General features: G+C 43.2%; 21 protein-coding genes. 4 read left to right on the top strand and 17 right to left on the bottom strand.

What is annotated here, in order from left to right; genetic code table 11:
- Positions 1-29 precede the first annotated feature (29 nt).
- The 7 genes from DD657_RS14620 to DD657_RS14590 form a co-directional block, all read right to left on the bottom strand.
- Positions 30-716 (bottom strand): DUF3298 and DUF4163 domain-containing protein, encoded by a 687-nt coding sequence (locus DD657_RS14620; RefSeq protein WP_118773230.1) that lies wholly within the window; start codon positions 714-716, stop codon positions 30-32.
- Between the two features lie 35 nt (positions 717-751).
- Complete coding sequence (gene pdxT / locus DD657_RS14615) at positions 752-1,324, bottom strand: pyridoxal 5'-phosphate synthase glutaminase subunit PdxT (protein ID WP_068690639.1); 573 nt, start codon at positions 1,322-1,324, stop codon at positions 752-754.
- A 116-nt stretch (positions 1,325-1,440) separates the two neighbouring features.
- Entirely contained in the window at positions 1,441-2,310 is an 870-nt protein-coding gene (gene pdxS, locus DD657_RS14610; RefSeq protein WP_021988210.1) for a pyridoxal 5'-phosphate synthase lyase subunit PdxS, read from the bottom strand.
- Between the two features lie 277 nt (positions 2,311-2,587).
- On the bottom strand, positions 2,588-3,736 hold the full coding sequence (gene galK, locus DD657_RS14605) for a galactokinase (protein WP_068690640.1): 1,149 nt from the start codon (positions 3,734-3,736) through the stop codon (positions 2,588-2,590).
- 30 nt (positions 3,737-3,766) lie between these two features.
- Entirely contained in the window at positions 3,767-5,053 is a 1,287-nt protein-coding gene (locus DD657_RS14600) for an MFS transporter (RefSeq protein WP_021988208.1), read from the bottom strand.
- A 35-nt stretch (positions 5,054-5,088) separates the two neighbouring features.
- Complete coding sequence (locus DD657_RS14595) at positions 5,089-6,183, bottom strand: aldose epimerase family protein (protein WP_068690641.1); 1,095 nt, start codon at positions 6,181-6,183, stop codon at positions 5,089-5,091.
- Between the two features lie 231 nt (positions 6,184-6,414).
- Positions 6,415-7,284, bottom strand: coding sequence for a sigma-70 family RNA polymerase sigma factor (locus DD657_RS14590; RefSeq protein WP_021988206.1), 870 nt, complete (start codon positions 7,282-7,284; stop codon positions 6,415-6,417).
- A gap of 216 nt (positions 7,285-7,500) precedes the next feature.
- Here DD657_RS14590 and rpmH point away from each other — a divergent pair, with 216 nt between their 5' ends.
- Positions 7,501-7,659: a 50S ribosomal protein L34 gene (rpmH, locus tag DD657_RS14585; RefSeq protein ID WP_074042463.1), complete on the top strand. Its 159-nt coding sequence runs from the start codon at positions 7,501-7,503 to the stop codon at positions 7,657-7,659.
- A 157-nt stretch (positions 7,660-7,816) separates the two neighbouring features.
- Positions 7,817-8,551, top strand: coding sequence for a hypothetical protein (locus DD657_RS14580; RefSeq protein WP_287050622.1), 735 nt, complete (start codon positions 7,817-7,819; stop codon positions 8,549-8,551).
- Between the two features lie 204 nt (positions 8,552-8,755).
- On the opposite strand, the gene DD657_RS14575 is transcribed toward DD657_RS14580, so the two are convergent.
- From DD657_RS14575 to purE, 3 genes are all read right to left on the bottom strand, one after another.
- Positions 8,756-10,822, bottom strand: a complete 2,067-nt coding sequence (locus DD657_RS14575) for a helix-hairpin-helix domain-containing protein (protein ID WP_287050620.1) — start codon at positions 10,820-10,822, stop codon at positions 8,756-8,758.
- 3 nt (positions 10,823-10,825) lie between these two features.
- Complete coding sequence (locus DD657_RS14570; RefSeq protein WP_021988203.1) at positions 10,826-11,626, bottom strand: hypothetical protein; 801 nt, start codon at positions 11,624-11,626, stop codon at positions 10,826-10,828.
- A 71-nt stretch (positions 11,627-11,697) separates the two neighbouring features.
- Positions 11,698-12,204: a 5-(carboxyamino)imidazole ribonucleotide mutase gene (gene purE, locus DD657_RS14565; protein WP_021988202.1), complete on the bottom strand. Its 507-nt coding sequence runs from the start codon at positions 12,202-12,204 to the stop codon at positions 11,698-11,700.
- Between the two features lie 109 nt (positions 12,205-12,313).
- On the opposite strand from purE, the gene DD657_RS14560 reads away from it, so the two are divergent.
- Both DD657_RS14560 and obgE read left to right on the top strand, forming a co-directional pair.
- A complete protein-coding gene (locus tag DD657_RS14560; RefSeq protein ID WP_287050617.1) occupies positions 12,314-12,871 on the top strand; it encodes a phosphoribosyltransferase in 558 nt (185 codons plus the stop codon).
- Between the two features lie 47 nt (positions 12,872-12,918).
- A complete protein-coding gene (gene obgE / locus DD657_RS14555) occupies positions 12,919-13,908 on the top strand; it encodes a GTPase ObgE (protein WP_021988200.1) in 990 nt (329 codons plus the stop codon).
- Between the two features lie 48 nt (positions 13,909-13,956).
- On the opposite strand, the gene hisIE is transcribed toward obgE, so the two are convergent.
- From hisIE to hisD, 7 genes are all read right to left on the bottom strand, one after another.
- On the bottom strand, positions 13,957-14,562 hold the full coding sequence (gene hisIE / locus DD657_RS14550; protein WP_068692251.1) for a bifunctional phosphoribosyl-AMP cyclohydrolase/phosphoribosyl-ATP diphosphatase HisIE: 606 nt from the start codon (positions 14,560-14,562) through the stop codon (positions 13,957-13,959).
- Between the two features lie 114 nt (positions 14,563-14,676).
- Positions 14,677-15,432: an imidazole glycerol phosphate synthase subunit HisF gene (gene hisF, locus DD657_RS14545; RefSeq protein WP_287050612.1), complete on the bottom strand. Its 756-nt coding sequence runs from the start codon at positions 15,430-15,432 to the stop codon at positions 14,677-14,679.
- A gap of 102 nt (positions 15,433-15,534) precedes the next feature.
- Positions 15,535-16,245 carry a 1-(5-phosphoribosyl)-5-[(5-phosphoribosylamino)methylideneamino]imidazole-4-carboxamide isomerase gene (locus DD657_RS14540; protein WP_287050610.1) on the bottom strand — a complete coding sequence of 237 codons (711 nt, stop codon included), beginning with the start codon at positions 16,243-16,245 and terminating at the stop codon, positions 15,535-15,537.
- Positions 16,246-16,271: 26 nt separating this feature from the next.
- Positions 16,272-16,856 (bottom strand): imidazole glycerol phosphate synthase subunit HisH, encoded by a 585-nt coding sequence (gene hisH, locus DD657_RS14535; protein ID WP_287050608.1) that lies wholly within the window; start codon positions 16,854-16,856, stop codon positions 16,272-16,274.
- Positions 16,853-17,950, bottom strand: a complete 1,098-nt coding sequence (gene hisB, locus DD657_RS14530) for a bifunctional histidinol-phosphatase/imidazoleglycerol-phosphate dehydratase HisB (RefSeq protein WP_287050606.1) — start codon at positions 17,948-17,950, stop codon at positions 16,853-16,855. The genes hisH and hisB overlap by 4 nt, the downstream gene beginning before the upstream one ends.
- Positions 17,947-18,999: a histidinol-phosphate transaminase gene (hisC, locus tag DD657_RS14525; protein ID WP_287050605.1), complete on the bottom strand. Its 1,053-nt coding sequence runs from the start codon at positions 18,997-18,999 to the stop codon at positions 17,947-17,949. Before hisC ends, hisB begins: the two co-directional genes overlap by 4 nt.
- A gap of 11 nt (positions 19,000-19,010) precedes the next feature.
- Positions 19,011-20,291, bottom strand: coding sequence for a histidinol dehydrogenase (gene hisD / locus DD657_RS14520; protein WP_287050603.1), 1,281 nt, complete (start codon positions 20,289-20,291; stop codon positions 19,011-19,013).
- Positions 20,292-20,299 lie beyond the last annotated feature (8 nt).

The raw sequence follows: 20,299 nt of genomic DNA, 5'->3' as shown, positions 1-20,299 counted from the left end.
ATTCTCCATTTTTTATTTTTCTATCGTTTCTATTTCAACCAAAGTCCCTGTAATTCCGTTCTCGGTATGTAGACTTCGGCAACACCGCAAGAATAAGGTCCCAAGACATACTGCGGATAAGTAAAGCAAACCGCCGTCGGTGTCAGATTAAAAGCCGTAAATCCGTTTGTCAAGGTCGGTTTATCCGTAAAGCATCCTTGTTCATCTTTAAAATTACGAGCCAGCAAATCGTTGAGTTTTTCTGCTTCTTTAAAATTCAAAACCTGATCGGCAGAAACAAAAGCCTGCCGTTTGATATCGTAATTGAATGCATCAAAACCCGTCATACCATGGGCACCTCCCGTAAAAGTATATACCTGCATACGGACACTGATATAATTTTCATCCGCCATAAGGACGGTATCACTTACATATAACTGATAACTCCATACAGGCCGATTGATTGTATCTTTCTCAAACGTACTGAATAAATCGTCGGCATCTTTCTTCAATTGAGCCTGTAACGTATCAATGCGCTTCTGAATCGCCTCATTGACAGCCACACAGGCTTTATTTACTTTCGGATCGGCAGAAGAAAAAACACTTTTCTCTACATGCACTTCCCAATTCGGTGTCTCCTCAACAAACTTTACCTCAGACACATCAATTTGTACCGGTTTCTGACAACTTCCCAGCAGAAACACCAGGCCTGTCATTATCAATAAAATATTTTTCATTACTTATTTTTTTAGATTTTATACGGAGTATCCGGTTATTCGTTACACATATCGATAAAATAACGATGAAAAGAAGAATCATTCGTCAATTCCGGATGAAAAGACGTGGCGAGCATATTTTTTTCCCGGGCAGCTACTACATGCCCTTGAATTTCACACAGGACATCTACTCCGGCCCCGACTTTGGTCACATAGGGAGCCCGGATAAAAACCAAAGGAATCGGCTCGGAATTGACTGCCGGAATTAAAATATCCGTATCGAAACTATCAATTTGAGTCCCGTATGCATTTCTCCTTACCTTGATATTCATTACAGCCAAATGTTTCATCGGATCGTCTTCCAGTTCCTTTGCCAGCAATATCATTCCGGCACAAGTTCCCCATACCGGCAAACCGTTTTCGATCTTCTGCCGCAAGGGTTCCATCATACCGGTCCTTATCAGCAATTTACCGATCGTAGTACTCTCTCCTCCGGGCAAAATAATACCATCCAACTCCTCCAATTGCCCGGGATATCTGACATCCACAGCCTCATGTCCCAATCGTTCAATATGCAACTCATGTTCGACAAAAGCCCCTTGAAAGCCCAAAATTCCAATCTTTTTCATTCGATTATTCATTAAGCCAGGTATTTACACAAAACGTCCCAAGAATCAGTCTTTCCAGTAAAATAAAGCTTATCACTATGATTTCACCGCTGAAACTGATTTTTGGGACATTCTTATTACCAACCTCTTTCTGCGTACTTGTTTTCTAATGTTTTAATTTCAAGTCCGGACATCGGTTCTCCTAAGTTTTCGGACAATTCAGCCAACTTAGCCGGATCGTTGAAATAAGTAACAGCTTGTACGATAGCTCTGGCCCGTTTTGCCGGATCGCCTGATTTAAAAATACCGGATCCCACAAAAACACCTTCAGAACCCAACTGCATCATCAAGGCAGCATCAGCAGGAGTTGCAATACCACCGGCAGCAAAATTCACAACCGGCAACTTACCGTTTTCATGCACATATTTTACAAGTTCGAAAGGAGCTCCGAATTCTTTAGCCAAACTCATCAGTTCTTCAGCAGGTGCATTTTTTACCCGACGCATATCATCTGCAATCTGACGCATATGGGTAACAGCTTCCACAACATTTCCCGTTCCGGCTTCTCCCTTGGTACGGATCATAGCAGCACCTTCTCCAATACGGCGTAAAGCCTCTCCCAGATTCCGGGCACCGCAAACGAAAGGTACTTTAAAAGCGGTCTTATCTACATGATACAACTCATCTGCCGGAGTCAGCACCTCACTCTCGTCTATAAAATCGATCCCTATCGCTTCCAATATCTGAGCTTCTACAAAATGTCCGATACGTACTTTGGCCATTACCGGAATAGAAACTGCCTTCTGAATTTCTTTTATCATCTGTGGATCCGACATACGGGCCACACCGCCGTCACGACGGATATCAGCCGGAACCCGTTCGAGCGCCATTACAGCACAGGCACCTGCAGCCTCAGCTACCTTAGCCTGCTCTGCGTTTGTCACATCCATAATAACTCCGCCTTTCAACATTTGTGCGAGGTTTTTATTTAATTCGTACTTTCCCATAAGGTTATATTTTATAAAATTAATATATAAGATATTATAAATCTCTGCATTTACGCAATATACATCTACGAGTTTCAAGTTCCAACATTCACCCCCTATTTCACTTACATATTTTAGGTAAAAAGTTGTAAAATCTCATTAAATGTTCGCAAATATAGGAATTTAGTTTAAGAAAAAAGAGAAAAAGCGTAAACAAAGAAGTGAAAATAGAAGAGAAAAAGCAATAAAAAAAATGCAGGAGGTATTCCCTCCCGCATTTCTTTTATATAGAGCCGGATCAGCTTAAACGACGGGCTCCGTCACTGATTTTTACCGGATATATTTTCGGCTCTTTACCAAATTCCGCCTTAAATTTAGCAATTGCGGTCTCGATAAAGTGATCGTATTTGTCTTCCGGTACCAAATTGATGGTACAACCACCGAATCCACCTCCCATAATACGGGAACCGGTTACCCCGCATTCTTTAGCCACATCGTTGAGGAAATCCAGTTCCACCGTACTCACTTCATACAATTTACTCATACCGTAATGGGTTGCATATACATTCTTACCCACGGTCTCGTAATCCCCTTTTTTCAAAGCCTCGCAAGTGTCAATCAAACGCTGATTCTCCTGAATGGCATAAGTTGCCCGCATATAATCTTCTTCGCTGATTTTACCTTTTACTTCTTCCAGCATTTCCATGTTGGCATCTCCCAGCAATTTAACTTCCGGATGGTTTACCGCAATGGCAGCAGCAGCCCGTTCGCATGATTGCCGGCGTTTGTTGTAAGGAGAATCCACCAACTCGTGCTTGGTGACAGAATCCACCAGTACTACTTTATATCCTTTCGGATTAAACGGAACATATTCATATTCCATCGTACTGCAATCCAAACGGATCAGATTCCCCTCCTTACCGAAGATAGAAGCGAACTGGTCCATAATACCGCAATTCACCCCGCAGTAGTTATGTTCCGTTTTTTGGCCGACCAGTACCAACGTTTTCTTGTCAAAACCGCAATTATAGATTTCATTCAAAGCAAATCCATAGGTACTCTCCAAAGCTGCCGATGAAGAAAGACCGGCCCCCAGAGGTACATCTCCTGCAAAAACAGTATCGAAACCTTCGATTTTTCCTCCCCGTTTCTGCATCTCCCGGCACACGCCGAAAATATAACATGCCCACGAAGCTTTCGGCTTATCTTCCTCACGAAGGCCGAATTCGGTATAATCATCCAAATCCACAGAATAAGCTCTTACCTTATCGGTTCCGTTCGGCTTGATCTCTGCCAGAATTCCTTTATCGATTGCTCCCGGGAGCACACATCCTCCGTTATAATCGGTATGTTCCCCGATCAGATTCACACGTCCCGGAGAAAAATACAACATACCTTCTGTTCCGAATTTTTCTTTGAATTTCGTTCTTACTATATTAGTATCCATACTACTTTTATCTTTATTGTTCATAATCCATTACTCAACCGGTATGTTCTTGTTGACATTTTTCGAACCGGCAATCGCATAATACAAAAGGTATACCAACGCTCCGAAAATAACCCAATAACTGGCCAGGTATGAAGAAACGTCGGCAACAACACCTTGCAGTAAAGGCAATAATCCGCCACCGCAAACCATCACCATGAAAATACCGGAAGCAGCTTCCGTATATTTACCCAAACCTTCCACAGCCAGGTTAAAGATACCACCCCACATAACGGAAGTACACAAACCGCACAACACAAGGAGCATGATACTAACCGGAATTTCTGCCATTCCGAAAGAAATATCGGACTGGAAAACAGGCATTTTAATCGTACTGGAGATCGGAGTAAACATAGCCGCCAATGTCAAAATAATACCCAAAGCGGAAACAAAAACAAGCATCGCCTTGCTGGATACTTTCGCTCCGATAGAAGCGCCTACCAAACGTCCGACAAGCATTAAAAACCAATAGGTACCGACTACCGAACCCGCTGTCGTCGTATCGATACCAAGTCCGCCTTCGGTAGCACTACCGGTCATAAACGGATTGATAAACATCTGGATACCGACTTCTATACCTACATACAGGAAAATAGCAATCGCTCCCAATTTAAAATGCCGGAATGACAAAGCACTGTGTTCATTCTTTTCAGCCGTTTTTTCACTGACAGTCTGGCGTGGTTCAGGAATATTCACAAAGAAAAGCACGATAAATGCCAGCGCAAAAATACCAAGCGCCAGAAATAATGCCGGATTTGCATCCTGAATTGTGGCCGTACTCACATTGCTACCGATCAGATAACCTACCAATACGGGAACAATAGTTGCATTCAATGAGTTAAAGGAACCACCGATCTGTATCAACTGATTTCCTTTATTTCCGCCGCCTCCCAGGGTATTCAACATCGGATTTACGACCGTGTTCAACATACACATGGAAAAACCGGCAACAAATGCACCGATCAAATAAATAGCAAAACTTTCAGCGATACCTGAAAAATACTGAATCCCAACCCCGACAAAACCGACGATAATAGCCGCTAAAGCCGTCTTTTTATATCCGATTCTCTGCAACAGGAAACCTGCAGGAATACCCATAAAAGCATAAGCGATAAAATTGGCCGCATAACCCAATGTAGCCATCAGGTTAGAAGCACCGAACTGGCTTTTGACAATGATGCCCATCGGATTTTGTAAACCGGTTACAAATGAAATCATACCGAAAAGCATGATCATCATTATAATAGGCAAAGTGTAGTTTTTTTTCTCTTGTGTCATAATTTAAAATATTTAGTGTAATGATTATTCTGGAATTATTTTTCTATACCGAATTTATAGATACATTTTTGTGTATAAACCTCCCCGGGATGCAATACCACTGAGGGGAAATGAGGTTTATTAGGACTATCCGGGAAATGTTGCGTTTCCAGGCAAATAGCACTCCGTTCCGGATAAGTCGCACCATACTTGCCCTCAAATCCGCCCAGCCAGTTGCCCGTATACAACTGAACCCCCGGTTCTGTCGTATATACTTCCAGGGTACGTCCGCTCTCGGGTTCTGTAACTTTAGCGGCAAAAGAAAGCTCACCTGTCTCTTTTTTATTCAACACATAACAATGGTCATATCCCTTCCCGAAAACCAACTGCTCGAATTTGTCATCGATACGCTCTCCGACAACATGCGGAGTCCGGAAATCCATCGGGGTCCCGGCCACCGGAGCAATCTGTCCCGTCGGAACGGAAACGTTATCCATCGGGGTATAATGGTCTGCATTAATCGTCAGAATATGATTACAGATCGTAGGTGTAGGCTTGGCATTTCCGGCCAGATTAAAGAATGAATGCTGAGTCAGGTTGATGATCGTCGTCTTGTCGGTCATTGCCTGGTAAGAAATCTCCAAGGCATTATCATTGCTCAAGTGATAAATCACCTCTACAGATAAATTGCCCGGAAAACCTTCTTCACCATCTACCGACAAATAATTCAACTTTAACGTTTGCGAATTCAGTTGTTCAGCGTCCCAAACGACAGCATTAAAACCTGTTAAACCACCATGAAGCGTATTCGGCCCGTTGTTTATTGCCAATGTATATTCCTTCCCCTCCAGCGTAAATTTTCCTCCGGCGATCCGATTACCATAACGTCCTACTAAAGAACCCAGGTATGGCTCCGGTGTATGCTGATAATCATGCAGACTACTGTGCCCCAATACAACATCGGCATAATCGCCGTTTTTATCCGGAGCCATTACTGCAACAACAAAACCTCCGTAATTGGTTACAGCAATTTCCATTTCATTTTTATTCTTCAAAATGAACAGGTCGGTTTCCTTCCCATTCACTTCCGCCTGGAAATCTTCACGCTTTAAAGCGATCCGACTTTTAGGCAATAAATTGTTAGGTGTCATAATTTTCGTTTATATAATAAATACCTTTCCGCACCCTTCAGGATTCGGAAATTTCTCAAATTTTTCTCCGTTATTTCTTCATCACACCGGCTTTCAATATATTTTCTACCGATCCGACATACATTTGCAAAAATAATCCGATTTTATACAATATCAAATAAAAAAGAGGTCTTTCGACCTCTTTTAGGAATATTTATGCAACAAATAATACAACAAATTAAAAATAAATAACTAAAGATAAGTTTTCAACCGGCGAATTCCTCCGTTTTCTTTCAACTTACGCAAGGCCTTCGATTTCACCTGACGTACCCGTTCACTGGTCAGTTTCAGTATTTCTCCGATTTCCTCCAAAGACATACCCGGCTTACCGTTTAAGCCGTAATACATACTGACAATCGTTGCCTCACGCTCATTCAGCATAGACAACGAACGTTCGATATCCTTTTTCAAAGAATCCTGAATCAAAGCGGTTTCCGGCGCAGGCATAACATTATCACCGGCGATGTAAATATCGTACAGATTAATCGTTTCTTCTCCGGTTGTCAACGGAGCATCCATAGACAACGGCTTAACAGCAATCTTCATGTTTTCTTTTACATCTTCCGCGGAAATATCCATTTTTTCGGCAATTTCTTCCGCCGTAGGCTCCCGCTGATACTCCTGTTCCAGTAAAGTATAATATCTGTTTACTTTATTAATGGTACTGATTTTATTGAGAGGCAAACGAATCAGACGGGAATTTTCTGCAATAGCTTGTAAAATAGACTGCCGTATCCACCATACCGCATATGAAATAAACTTGAATCCTTTTGTTTCGTCAAAACATTCGGCCGCCTTCATCAATCCCAAATTCCCTTCGTTGATTAAATCACCCAAAGTCAGACCGTGATTCTGATATTGCTTGGCAACAGATACAACAAAGCGCAGATTACTCAACACCAACTTCTCCCGGGCTTGCCTGTTACCAGCCTTGATCTGCTTAGCTAAAACCACTTCTTCGTCGGGCGAAATTGCACGAATCTTACCTATCTCCTGTAAATACTTGTCGATGGAATAAGATTCTCTTTCGGTAATCTGTTTGACGATCTTCAATTGCCTCATAATAGCTTTATCCTCCTTGATTTAATCAATCAAAATAATTTATCATTTGACTCGCAATTACCCCATTATACGTGAAAAGAAAAAAAAAGTTTCAAAAAATAAATAAAAACACCTGCTTTTTCTCCCTTAAAAAAAATAGCATTTCTTTGTAGTAATCAAAAAAATCCATACTTTTGCAGTCCGAAGTTTGAAAATAATATTCAAAAAATAAGTGCAATGAAACGTACATTTCAACCATCTAACAGAAAGAGAAGAAACAAACATGGTTTCAGGGAAAGAATGTCTACTGCAAGCGGTAGAGCTGTATTAGCTAAAAGAAGAGCTAAAGGAAGAAAAAAGTTAACTGTATCTGACGAACACAGACACAAAGCTTAATCTTTTCAAGATATAAAAAGAGCTGCTCTGAGGGCAGCTTTTTTTATGCAATACTCCGGACTGTTTATGGAAATAATAAGGACAAAACCTCCGGGAATTGTTCCTACTATTTTTATTCACACAGAAATGCTTTAAATTTGTAGCATAAACAGATAGAATGGACAAGAACACAGAACAATGGAACGAAATAAATGAGTTATTATCGAAAAACGGTGCTCATTTAAATGTCCTGGAAGAGGAAATAGACATCGAAATTCAACGGGAATACTTCAACCTTGCTCATTCCATAACCGAAAAGCCCCGGAAATTCAAGCAACTCTGTAAAAAGTATACAGAAAACATCAACCAATTATTCGACGAAAATATACCGGAGAAACAAAAAAAAGAAATGCTCACCGTCCTGGCGACACTGGACGACATCTCCATTTACCGGGCTATCGAAAATTTTTCGAAACAGGACACTCCGCTAAAATCCTGGGCAACGGTAGCTCTTCAACAGTCACGGATGCTTATCCAATCCAATCTTCTCGAAGATCCTGAAATTTTTATTTCTACGGGATTGGGTGGACGAGGCAACCTGTTGCGTTATTTTTGCGTGTTTTTAAACCGGCAAAAAGAGAATTCCCTGGAGGAATTCCAGCAAAAAATCGTCCGCAACGAGACAGAAGCAGCCTTATCTCCTTTAAAAGGGGAACTGGAACAGATTCATTTTTCAACCGGTTACTCCACATTTACCGTTCTCATACCGCTGAATGCAGACCTGAAAATATTATTTTCGGGCATTGTCGAGGAATGCAACCTATACGGAAATTTTCTACACGAAAATATGATCATCACAAACGTGAAAAAATTGTCCGATGAAGAAATACAGAGCCTTCTCAAAAAGAAATAACCCAGGTTTAAAATTTTAGATTTCAGATTTTTGATTTTAGATTTACGATTATACCCATATCCTCCCCTGCAAAAAGAGGTGTCATAAATGATAAATCAAAAATAAATGCAGATTTCAGATCAAATAAATCCGATAACGAATCGGTTTGTCAAATAATTTCAGATTTACAGACCTACAATTTCGATTCGTTCTTCAATCGTGAGTCTACAATTTTACACGCAATTGCACAATTACATCAAAAAGTTTATTGTCTTCTACCTTAGTTACCGAAGAACCTAAATATTCCCGGTCCGGGTAATAAGTCATACCGGACTTCAAATAAAGCGTCACCGTAGAAAAAGGTTTCCAGTTTAAATTCACATAAGTACGTATCCCCCGGTCGAAATAAGCAGGAAAAGAATAACCGTACAAAACCGTATTCTCATAAGTATATATCCTGGAATAATAAGAATCCGTATCAAAATAAGCGACCCGGAAATACCCTTTGAATTTCGGAGAAGCTGCCGTATAAACCACATCCTGATAAATCATATATCCACTCTCCTTCCGCCCCCCTTTCTCATATAAAGAAAGATCAAACCGGGAGCGGAGTTCCCATTGCCGGTTTATCCGGGAGGTAAACTGATAGCGGAACTCTTCTTTCCGGCGAAGAACCGATCCCAATACCGCACCTTTTCTATCCTCCGGCTTTTTTTCCCGCTTATAACGAAAAAGATGTCCGAAAACGGAACAGGTATAGCTTACAACAACCGATGTCTCCTGCCCGTATCCCGGCATAAAGGCATTGTAACGCGGACTGAAAAAATGAAACCAATCGTAATAAGCATTGATCTTCAGATTAGGGAAAAGAGTTAAATCCGCCCCCAGATATATGCCTTCTTCATTCGAAGTATTCGAATATTCGCCAAATCCGCCCGCATAATGCGATACATACTTCTTATCATACCGGCGGTATAAGGCACATAAAGCCACTTTACTGCTACCGCTGAAACGCAATCCGTTCACCGTAGCCCAACCTCTCCGGGCTGCATAAGCCGTCTCTCCGAACAAATATATATTTCCCCATCCCGTTTTATAATCGGCACTGATTAAAAAACGGCGATTGCCGGTATCATGATACCGGCGATATACTTTATCTCCGATTTCGATTTCCGGATTGAAATCATAATACAGCGCATTCACCCCAAACCGCAACAAAGGAGTATTCCAACGTACCGAAGCCCCTGTCGTCAATTCCTTCAATACATTCTTTTTTTCACATTCGTTCTTATTCCGGTGATACCCGGAACGGTACAATGCCGCAGTAAGTACATCATCATCGGTAAGACTATCCATTTCTAAAATGGTTCCGTCTGTCCTTTTATAAGAGAAAAACAATTCTGCCGTCACATCTTGCCATGGCTTTAAAGCGACGGCCATACCCCGCAGGTAATTATTCTCATCGGTAGAAGTATACGGAGCAATCCCCCGTGCCGACTTCTCATTTCCCAATGCCAATGCCGATTTTCCCGATGTAAAACCACTCCAGACCAAAAGCCCCTGTCCCCACTGTATCCGGTAATCCCCCAAAGCCAGCGTACGAATTCTTCCGCCGGCAGTAGCATATAAATGAAAAGAAAAGAAATCGAATCCGGTCTTTTGATAACGCGTAAAATAGGCTTCCCCCGGATCATTCTCCAACGTAACTCCCCCCTGTAAATGTTTTCCTATTTTCATCTTATATTTTACGAATGTTCCCAACGGTATGCCCCTGAAACGACTATCCAGTTTTTTCCGGTATTGTGCTTCTGTTTTAAAATTCCGGGGCGAATAAACTTTATACCCTTCCTGAAACGGCCAGGCAAGCTTACTTTGTGCGACAATTTCATGGGACATCGTTTTTTTGACAGCCCTTACCCTATCCCTTACGGATACATCTCCTATCCGGACAAAAGGCCGGATATTGGTCAAATCCCTTTTCCCGATACCGCCCACCAACAGCAATTCCTCCAAAGCGAGAAAGACCCCGTATTTTCTGCGAAATGCCAGTATATTATCAATCTGATTGTCGGAAAGAAAAAACAACATCTTCAATGAATCGAAATCAGCCGTATTGATATCGAGCGGAGAAGCCTGCAACTGAAGTAAACCAGAAACCATCTCTTCATAGCCTTCTTCCGAAGGCCGGATATCATTCGATTCCAGCAACTCTTCAATGTCAGTAAGTTCCTGTGGATACAATAAACCGATTGTACCCAGCAAAATAAATCCGATAAAAAACAACCGTTTCATTGTTCAAAACTTACCGCATAAACTGATACCAAGCGTATTCCCCCGCTGAGGATGTGTATTGTAATCCAGAGTCAGCTCCATAAAATCCAACAAACAACCGACTCCCGCATAAATCTTATTGTATCTGTTTTTCAGTCCACCACGAAAAGTCAGTAAATTATTATAGGTAAATGCAGTCCCCACCGAAAAATACCAGACCCCATCAATCCGGTCCGATTGCATAGCCAACAAAAACATACTGTCCGGTTGCCAGGAAACCGCAATAGCATAGGCTTCCGCTACATACAATTGTTCCGGAGCCGTCAACCGGGCGATATCCCCGGGATTATAAACATGTAAGCCACATAAGATATTTTCAGGTAAAGCAATCAGAATACCTGTCTCGAAAAAAAAAGCCTGGCGGACCTGCGGCTGCTTAGCTACAAATGAATATAAATAATCGATTTTTACCCCTATATTCAGGAAACGTCCCAAACGACGTCCGTATGCCAGTCCGATGAGTTGTTCATTGTATTTTTCATAACCGAAATGTGAATAAGTAATAGCCGGCACACCCCATCGGGTAGGTAAGAGGGCAAACAGCGACTTTATACTGAGTTCATGTAATCCCAATACCTGCCGATAGGAAACACCGACTGCAATCCGGTCTGTCCGGGAGATTCCGGCTTGATTTGAAAAAACACACCACGGGGAAAAAGAAGCACAGTCGACATCAGCCATTCCGGAAAAGGGCGTAGCAGCGTCCTGCACCTGTGCCTGGATATTTGCTGCCGTTAAGAATATTAACACAAACAAACATCTCATATCCTCAAATTTACAAAATTTAAGGACATGAGCGGTAACGTTTATTTAATTATTTTTGGAAATAAATAAAATCAGTTGGTCTTATAAGTATATTTTACTTCTGCCAATTCTTTATTCGCATCCACAATTTTCTTTTTCAATGATTCCTTGTAAGCCACAACTTTCTTCTTCAGCTCAATATCTCCTACGGCTAAGATCTGTGTTGCCAGTATTCCGGCATTCATTGCCCCATTGATAGCCACCGTCGCCACAGGTATCCCCGGAGGCATCTGTACAATAGCCAGCAAGGCATCCATACCTTCCATTGAAGCTTTAATCGGCACACCAATAACCGGTACCGGAGTCATCGCAGCAATAACCCCGGGCAGATGTGCTGCCATTCCGGCTCCGGCGATAATGACCTCGATACCTCTGCCTGCCGCATTCGTAGCAAAAGATTCCACTTCTGCCGGAGTCCGATGTGCAGATAAGGCATTTATTTCAAACGGAATACAAAAATCATCCAATACCTTCGCTGCCTTCTCCATGACAGGCAAATCCGAAGTACTTCCCATAATAATACTTACTTTCGGTGTCATTTTATCATATATTAAATTCAAAATTGTACTTTTGTGCAAAGTAAATAAAAATGTAACGTAAACAAAAAAGAGATCGTTAGATTCTCCGGGTCATAAACAGTAATATACAATGAAAAAAATAAAATTACACGACAAAGAATTCAGATTGCTTCTTGAAGCTTCTGTTATAGATTCGGCCATACAAGAACTTGCACAAAAATTAAATCGGGATCTGGAAGGAGAAAAACCGTTATTTCTAAGTGTACTCAACGGCTCATTTATGTTTACTTCTGACCTGATCAAACAGATTACTATTCCCGGAACTGAAATCTGTTTTATCAAAATAGCTTCTTATGCCGGCACTTGCTCTACAGGAAAAGTCCGGGAATTAATCGGCTTCAATAAAAACATCGAAGGCAGAACAATCGTTATCCTGGAAGACATGATCGATTCGGGAAATTCGATGGCTTATTTGCTGGATCTGCTGGCTGCCCGCCATCCGAAAAAAATTGTCGTAGCGACCATGTTCTATAAACCCAAAGCCCTGGTTTGCAAAATTCCGGTGGATTATTACGCATTATCTCTGGAAAATGACTTTGTTGTAGGACGGGGCCTCGACTATGACGATTTGGGACGCAATTTACCGGATTTATACATTCTGGACGACCAACCGGCAAATCACGCTTAATCTCATTTCCGTGACCGATTTCATTTTAAATTAATCACAATACCTATATGGCTTCAACGAATTTCATCGACTATGTAAAAATATTCTGCCGCGGCGGAGCGGGAGGAAAAGGTTCTGCACATTTACACCGGGATAAACTCACCGCAAAAGGCGGTCCCGACGGTGGAGACGGAGGACGCGGAGGCCATGTAATACTTCGGGGCAACCGGAACTACTGGACCCTTATCCACCTGAAATACCAACGTCACGTATTTGCCGGCGACGGAGAAAGCGGTAGTGAATCCCGCTGTACAGGAGCCGACGGAGAGGACAAGATTATCGATGTACCTCTGGGTACCGTTGCCAAAGATGCCGACACCGGAGAAGTCATATGTGAAGTCACTCAGGACCAGGAACAGGTCATCCTCGTAAAAGGAGGACGCGGCGGACTCGGTAACTGGAACTTCAAATCCGCCACCAACCAGACTCCCCGTTACGCACAACCCGGAGATCCCCGGGTAGAACGTACCGTCATCCTGGAATTAAAAGTACTGGCCGATGTCGGTTTGGTAGGACTCCCCAATGCCGGAAAATCGACCTTGTTATCTGTTGTTTCTGCCGCAAAACCGGAAATAGCCAATTACCCCTTTACCACTCTGGTTCCCAATCTGGGTATCGTATCCTACAGGGATGGTAAATCTTTTGTCATGGCCGATATTCCCGGTATCATTGAAGGGGCTCATCTCGGCAAAGGATTAGGAATCAGATTCCTTCGTCACATCGAGCGTAATTCCGTGCTTTTGTTCATGGTCGCCGTCGACTCAAATGACATTCATGCCGAATACAAAATCCTGCTGAACGAATTACGGGAATACAACCCGGAATTACTGGATAAAAAAAGAATCCTCGCAATCACCAAATGTGATTACGCAGACCAGGAACTGATCGAAGAGATTGAAAAAGACCTTCCGAAAATTCCTTATGTTTTCATATCCTCCGTTGCCGGAACCGGTATCACCGAGCTAAAAGATACATTGTGGAAAGCCCTCAATAGCTGATAAAAAATCCCCGCACCATACCATGCGGGGATTTTTCATCCGACACATCTACTTTTCTGTTTTATGCCTGCCTTTCAATACATCTATGACTTGCTCCAGACCGTATCCTTTTGCAATTAATAAAACCAAATAATGATACATCAAATCGGCGGCTTCATTCAAAAACAGATCTTCCCGGTCATCCTTCGCTTCTATCACTAACTCCACAGCCTCCTCTCCTACTTTTTGAGCGACCTTATTTATTCCTTTGGAAATTAAACGTGCCGTATAGGATTCTTCCGGAGATTCTTCTTTTCGTATCTTCAGATATTCCTGCAAATAAAAAAGGAAACCGGAGTGCCGGTTGGTTTCCCCCCAACAGGTATCCTTTCCGGTATGACATACCGGTCCTGCCGGAGCTACTTTTACCAACAACGCATCTTTGTCACAATCGGACCTTATCTCTTTTAAATACAGATAATGCCCGCTTTTTTCTCCCTTTACCCACAATCGCTGCCGGGAACGGCTGAAAAAACAAACTTTACCGGATTCTATCGTTTTTAGCAGCGAATCCCGGTTCATATAAGCCTGCATCAATACAACCTGTGTATTTATATCCTGTATGATAGCAGGAATCAATCCTTTTTCATCAAATTTCAAACTGTCTATATCCATTTTCATTCATTTAAAATACGCACTGACTCGTGAAATGACACACGGGGACGGACTCATTGTGTCATTTTTCCACGAGCTTATCTTTTAATTTAAAATCCAAAAACTACCATTAAATCACATCCTCACCGGTATTCCTTTCCCCTCCAGATACTCCTTAACTTCACCAACAGTCAATTCTCCATAATGGAATACACCTGCAGCTAAAGCGGCATCCGCTTTTCCGGTATCGAAAACCTCGTAAAAATCGGCCAGTTTTCCCGCTCCCCCCGAAGCAATAACCGGAATGCCGAGTTTTCCGGTAAGCCGGGCCAAAGTTTTACAGGCAAATCCGCGCCGGGTTCCGTCCTGACTCATTGCAGTAAACAAGATCTCACCTGCCCCCCGTTCTTCCGCTTCCTGTGCCCAACTGAAAAGTTCTTTTCCGTTTTTTTCCCGTCCTCCTTTGCCATACACCTGCCAAACCCCATCCTCTTCCCGGGCATCTATTGCCACAACGACACATTGCTTCCCAAAATTGTAAGACAACCGTCCGATTAATTCCGGACATCGCAAAGCAGCCGAATTCACCGATATTTTGTCCGCTCCCTTTTTCAATAAAAATTCGACATCTTTTTCTGTTGTAATACCTCCGCCCACCGTAAAAGGGATATTGACGGCGGCAGCAACACACCCGACCCAGACAGACTGTGTTTTCCGGACCTCACTACTTGCCGTGATATCCAAAAACACCAATTCGTCTGCACCCGCTTCCGAATAACGGGATGCCAGATCGCTAATGTCTCCGGCATCTTTCAAATCCAAAAAATTTATCCCTTTCACTGTCCTTCCGTTCAAAACATCCAGACACGGAATGATACGTTTCGCCAACATATGCTGATCTTTTAGTAATCCTCAAATAATCATTCTCAAAAATTTCACACCGACTTACAATCTGTAAAACCCGGTTGTCCGCCAACCTCCGGACATCAGACATCAATTACCGAACAATTCTTCCAATTTGATCCGGTTTTCATAGATTGCCTTTCCTACAATTGCCCCATACATCCCCAGCTCCTCCAACCCGGCCAAATCAGCCATCCGCGATACTCCACCGGAAGCGATCAGCTTCAATACCGGATATTTCTTTCTCAACTCGCGGTACAAGTCAAGCGAGGCACCTTCCAGCGTTCCGTCTTTGGTGATATCTGTGCACATCAGATACTTCAGTTGCCCTTCATAAAAATCGACCAACTGATATACTGTCGTATCCGTCACTTTTTTCCAACCGTTGATGCACACCTTTTGATTCCAGACATCCGCCCCTATTATCAGGCGCTCTCCGCCATAACGGGCCAGCCATTGACACACCTGCTCCCGTGCGGATTGTGCCAGACTGCCGATACAGACAAAAGCTGCCCCGGCATCGAAAACCTTTCTGATATCCGTATCAGACTTAACACCCCCTCCGAAATCGACAATCAATCCGGTTTGTCTACAAATTTTAGCCAAAACAGCCTCATGTATAACCCCCGACGATTTCGCCCCGTCCAGATCGACCAGATGCAAACGCTTACAGCCGGCAGCTTCAAAACGCAAAGCAACTTCCAACGGATCTTCGGCATATATCTTACACTGACTGTAGTTGCCCTTTGTCAGGCGAACACATTTTCCATTTATAATATCTATCGCAGGTATAATATCCATTTTCTATCTTTTATAAATTCAAACATTCAATATCCACAAATAAAATTCCGTAACACCATTTCACCCGTTCGTGAAGATTTTTCCGGATGAAACTGACAGCCATAAAAATTCTCTTTTCGAATGGCAGCCGCAAAACGGCATTGATAATTACAGACCGCTATCCGGTACCCATTATCCGGGACATAATAGGAATGCACGAAATACATCCATTCTTCGGATTGGCAACCGGTAAACAAACCGGACTTCAATTCATCTATAGTATTCCATCCTATATGAGGAATCTTTTGCATTCCCCTGATCTGCAAAACATCCAATGGAAAAATGTTCAATCCGGCTGTATCTCCTTCTTCCGTATATCTGCACATCAATTGCATACCTAAACAGATGCCCAGAACAGGTACTTTCAACTCCGGTATAACCTGATCCAAACTACAATCCCTCAATCGCTTCATGGCAACAGAAGCCTGTCCTACTCCCGGAAAAATCACCCGGTCAGCAGACTGTACAACCATAGGGTCCCGCGACAGAAGCACCTCGTATCCCAGGCGTTCTACAGCCCTTTGTACCGAAAATACATTCCCGGCACCATAATCGATAATCACTATTTTCATATCATACCTTTTGAGGAAGGCACCGTTATCCCCGTCTGCCGCACAGCGGCACGCACACTCCGGGCAAATGCCTTAAATATACTTTCAATCAAATGATGTGTATTCTCACCATCAGCTTTCACATGTAAATTACACATACACCCCTGACAAAATGAGGCAAAAAAATGCCGGATCATTTCCGTCGGACAATCCCCCACATATTCCCGGCTGAATTCCACCTCCCATTTCAAATACATTCGGCCTCCAAAATCCAGTAACACTTCCGTCTTCGAATCATCCATCGGCAAAGCAAAGCCATAACGCTCGATTCCTTTCTTGCTTCCTAAAGCCGTCCTAAAACATTCGCCCAAAACCAACCCCGTATCTTCTATCGTATGGTGCTCATCTACTTCCAGATCACCCCTGACCTCTATCTCCAAATCCACACCACCGTGCCGGGCAACCTGTAACAACATATGATCGAAAAAAGCGATTCCGGTATGTACCTTACCTCTCCCGCTCCCCTCCAGATTCAAACTGATCCGGACGTCTGTTTCCTCCGTTTTACGCACTCGTTCAACCCGACGGCTCCGTTGCTTCAAAAAAGCATAAATCATATTCCAATCCCGGGATACATATACGACGGGCAAATCCTTCCAATCCTGCATGCCTAAATATATTCCTTTCAACCCCATATTGGCAGCCAATTGCATATCGGTTAAACGATCCCCTATTACATAAGAATTCTCATAGTCCAGGTTCTCATTGAGATATTTTTCAACCAGTCCGATACCCGGCTTACGGCCAAAAGAATATTCTTCGGGTAAACTCGAATCGATTAATATCTCATCGAAGACAATGCCTTCTCCCTCCAGGGTTCTTTCCATCAATTGTTGTAAAGGCCAGAAAGTTTCTACGGGAAAGCGACCTGTTCCCAAACCGTCCTGATTCGTCACCAATACCAAACGATAATCGGTTTTCTCTGCTATCTTCCGCAAAGCTCCGATAACACCCGGGAAAAAACAGAATTTACTCAACTCATCTACCTGAAAATCAGTTTCCGGTTCACGGATAATCGTACCGTCCCGGTCGATAAACAAAATCTTTTTTCTCATTCCGACGGATATAATTTATTTGTCCAGCAAGCCAGCAAACCCAATAACCGGTCATTTTCCTTACGGTTTCCCACTGTAATCCGTATCCCTCCGGTCAGTAAAGGAGGTATATCCCGCAAACGGGTAACGATCCCATTCCGGAGAAGAAACCGGTATAGCTCATCTGCCTGCGGGGAAGTTACGAGTATAAAATTTGCCTCGGAAGGGTATACTTTTTCAAAAATACCCGATTGCAAAAATGCCTGTAACAGACGCTCCCTCTCCCTCCGGATACAAGCAACGTTGTTCCGGAAACCGTCCCGGTCCTTTAATGTCCGTACAGCAGTCTGCTGGGCTAAAACGCCGATATTATAAGGTGGCTTCACCCGATTCAGAACAGCGATCAGCTTTTCGTTCGCAAATCCCATTCCCAAACGTAGCCCGGCCATTCCCCAGGCTTTCGACAACGTCTGTAAAACAAACAGATTCTCATACCGTTCCAGTAAACCGATAGCCGACGGCATATCTGTAAAATCGATATAAGCCTCATCTACGACAACCATGCAGTCCGACACCTTACATAAATTTTCAATATCGGATAAAGGAATGATATTCCCGACCGGGTTATGCGGCGTACATATAAAAATAATCTTTGTGCAACAATCTCTCTGTTGCTCTACCTTCCGCCAATCCGGTAAAAAGTTCACTGTTAAATTTATTTTCCGGACCTCGACATCGTTGATTGCCGCACACACTTCATACATGGTGTAGCCCGGAGAAAAAACAATAATATTGTCTATCCCCGGCCGGCAAAGCGAACGGATCAATAAATCGATCAGCTCATCGCTTCCGTTTCCCAGAATCACATTTTCCGCCGCAACCTGCTTAAAATCGGCCAGAATAAATTTCAAACAACGCTGATAAGGGTCCGGATAACGATTGAATCCGTTTTCAAACGGACTCTCGTTCGCATCCAGAAAGACAGCATCCATATCCTCATATTCATCCCGGGCACAGCGATAAGGCTTCAGTTCCCGGATATTTTTCCGTATTAAAGACTCTATTTCCATACGATTTTCTGTTATTTATCCTCCATTCTCACTTTCACGGCATTTTTATGAGCGAGCAATTGTTCATTTTCAGCCATTGTCATAATGACAGGAGCCAGATACTTCAACCCGGCAGCCGTGATTTCCTGAAAAGTGATCTTTTTTATAAAGGCATCCAGATTTATCCCGCTATATGCCTTCGCATAAGCTGCTGTCGGTAAAGTATGATTGGTGCCGGAGGCATAGTCCCCGGCACTTTCCGGAGAATAATTACCCAAAAATACAGAACCGGCATTCTGTATATCCGGGATGTATTTTTTGTAATCGGCTACACACAAAATCAAATGCTCCGGGGCATATTCATTTACGACCCGTATACAACCGGCTATATCCGGCATAACGACAAACTTAGCGTATTGCAAAGCAGCAACAGCGACTTCCCTCCGGGGCAAAACGGCAAGTTGCCTTTCCAGTTCCCGCTCTACATCCGGAAGTATTTCCGGACAGCAAGTGACCAAAATGACCTGGCTATCCTTCCCGTGCTCTGCCTGCGAAAGCAAATCGGCAGCCACAAATCCGGGCCGGGACGACTCGTCTGCAACCACCATTACTTCGGAAGGGCCCGCCGGCATATCGATAGCCACACCATATTGCAAAGCCAGCTGTTTTGCCGCCGTCACATACTGATTACCGGGTCCGAAAATTTTATACACCTTAGGTACGGTTTGCGTTCCGAATACCATAGCGGCAATAGCCTGCATCCCTCCGATCTTATATATTTCAGTCACACCACAATAACGAGCTGCCCATAAAATCGCCGGATTAACGTTTCCTTCCCTGTCGGGGGGCGTACACATGACGATCCTACGACAACCGGCAATGCGGGCCGGAATAGCCTGCATCAATACCGACGAAAACAAAGGAGCGCTTCCTCCCGGAATATATAAACCGACACTCTCGATGCCTCTCACTTCCATCCAGCACCGGAATCCGGCTTCGTTCAAGTATTCGCATTTTTTCATCTTCTGTCCGTTATGAAAAGCTTCTATATGTCCCGCTGCCTGCCGGATAGCCTCTTTCAGTTCCTCCCGGATCATGCTCTCTGCCTTGTCCAATTCTTCCGGTGATACTCGTAAGTTTTCCAGATGCACCCGGTCGAAATACCAGGTATATTTTTTCACAGCCGCATCACCGGTCTTACCGACCTCAGTAAAGATATCCCGGCCGATTTTTTCCAGATCATCCGTTTTTATCCCCGGACGAACCAACAGATCCGCCAATTGCTCTTCAGATGGATTAATCAATGTTTTCATTTTATATG

This window comes from Culturomica sp. (assembly GCF_003524185.1).
Taxonomy (GTDB): Bacteria; Bacteroidota; Bacteroidia; order Bacteroidales; family Marinifilaceae; genus Culturomica; species Culturomica massiliensis.
Note: the sequence above shows the minus strand (reverse complement) of the source record. Positions and strands in the feature narration are given on the sequence as shown.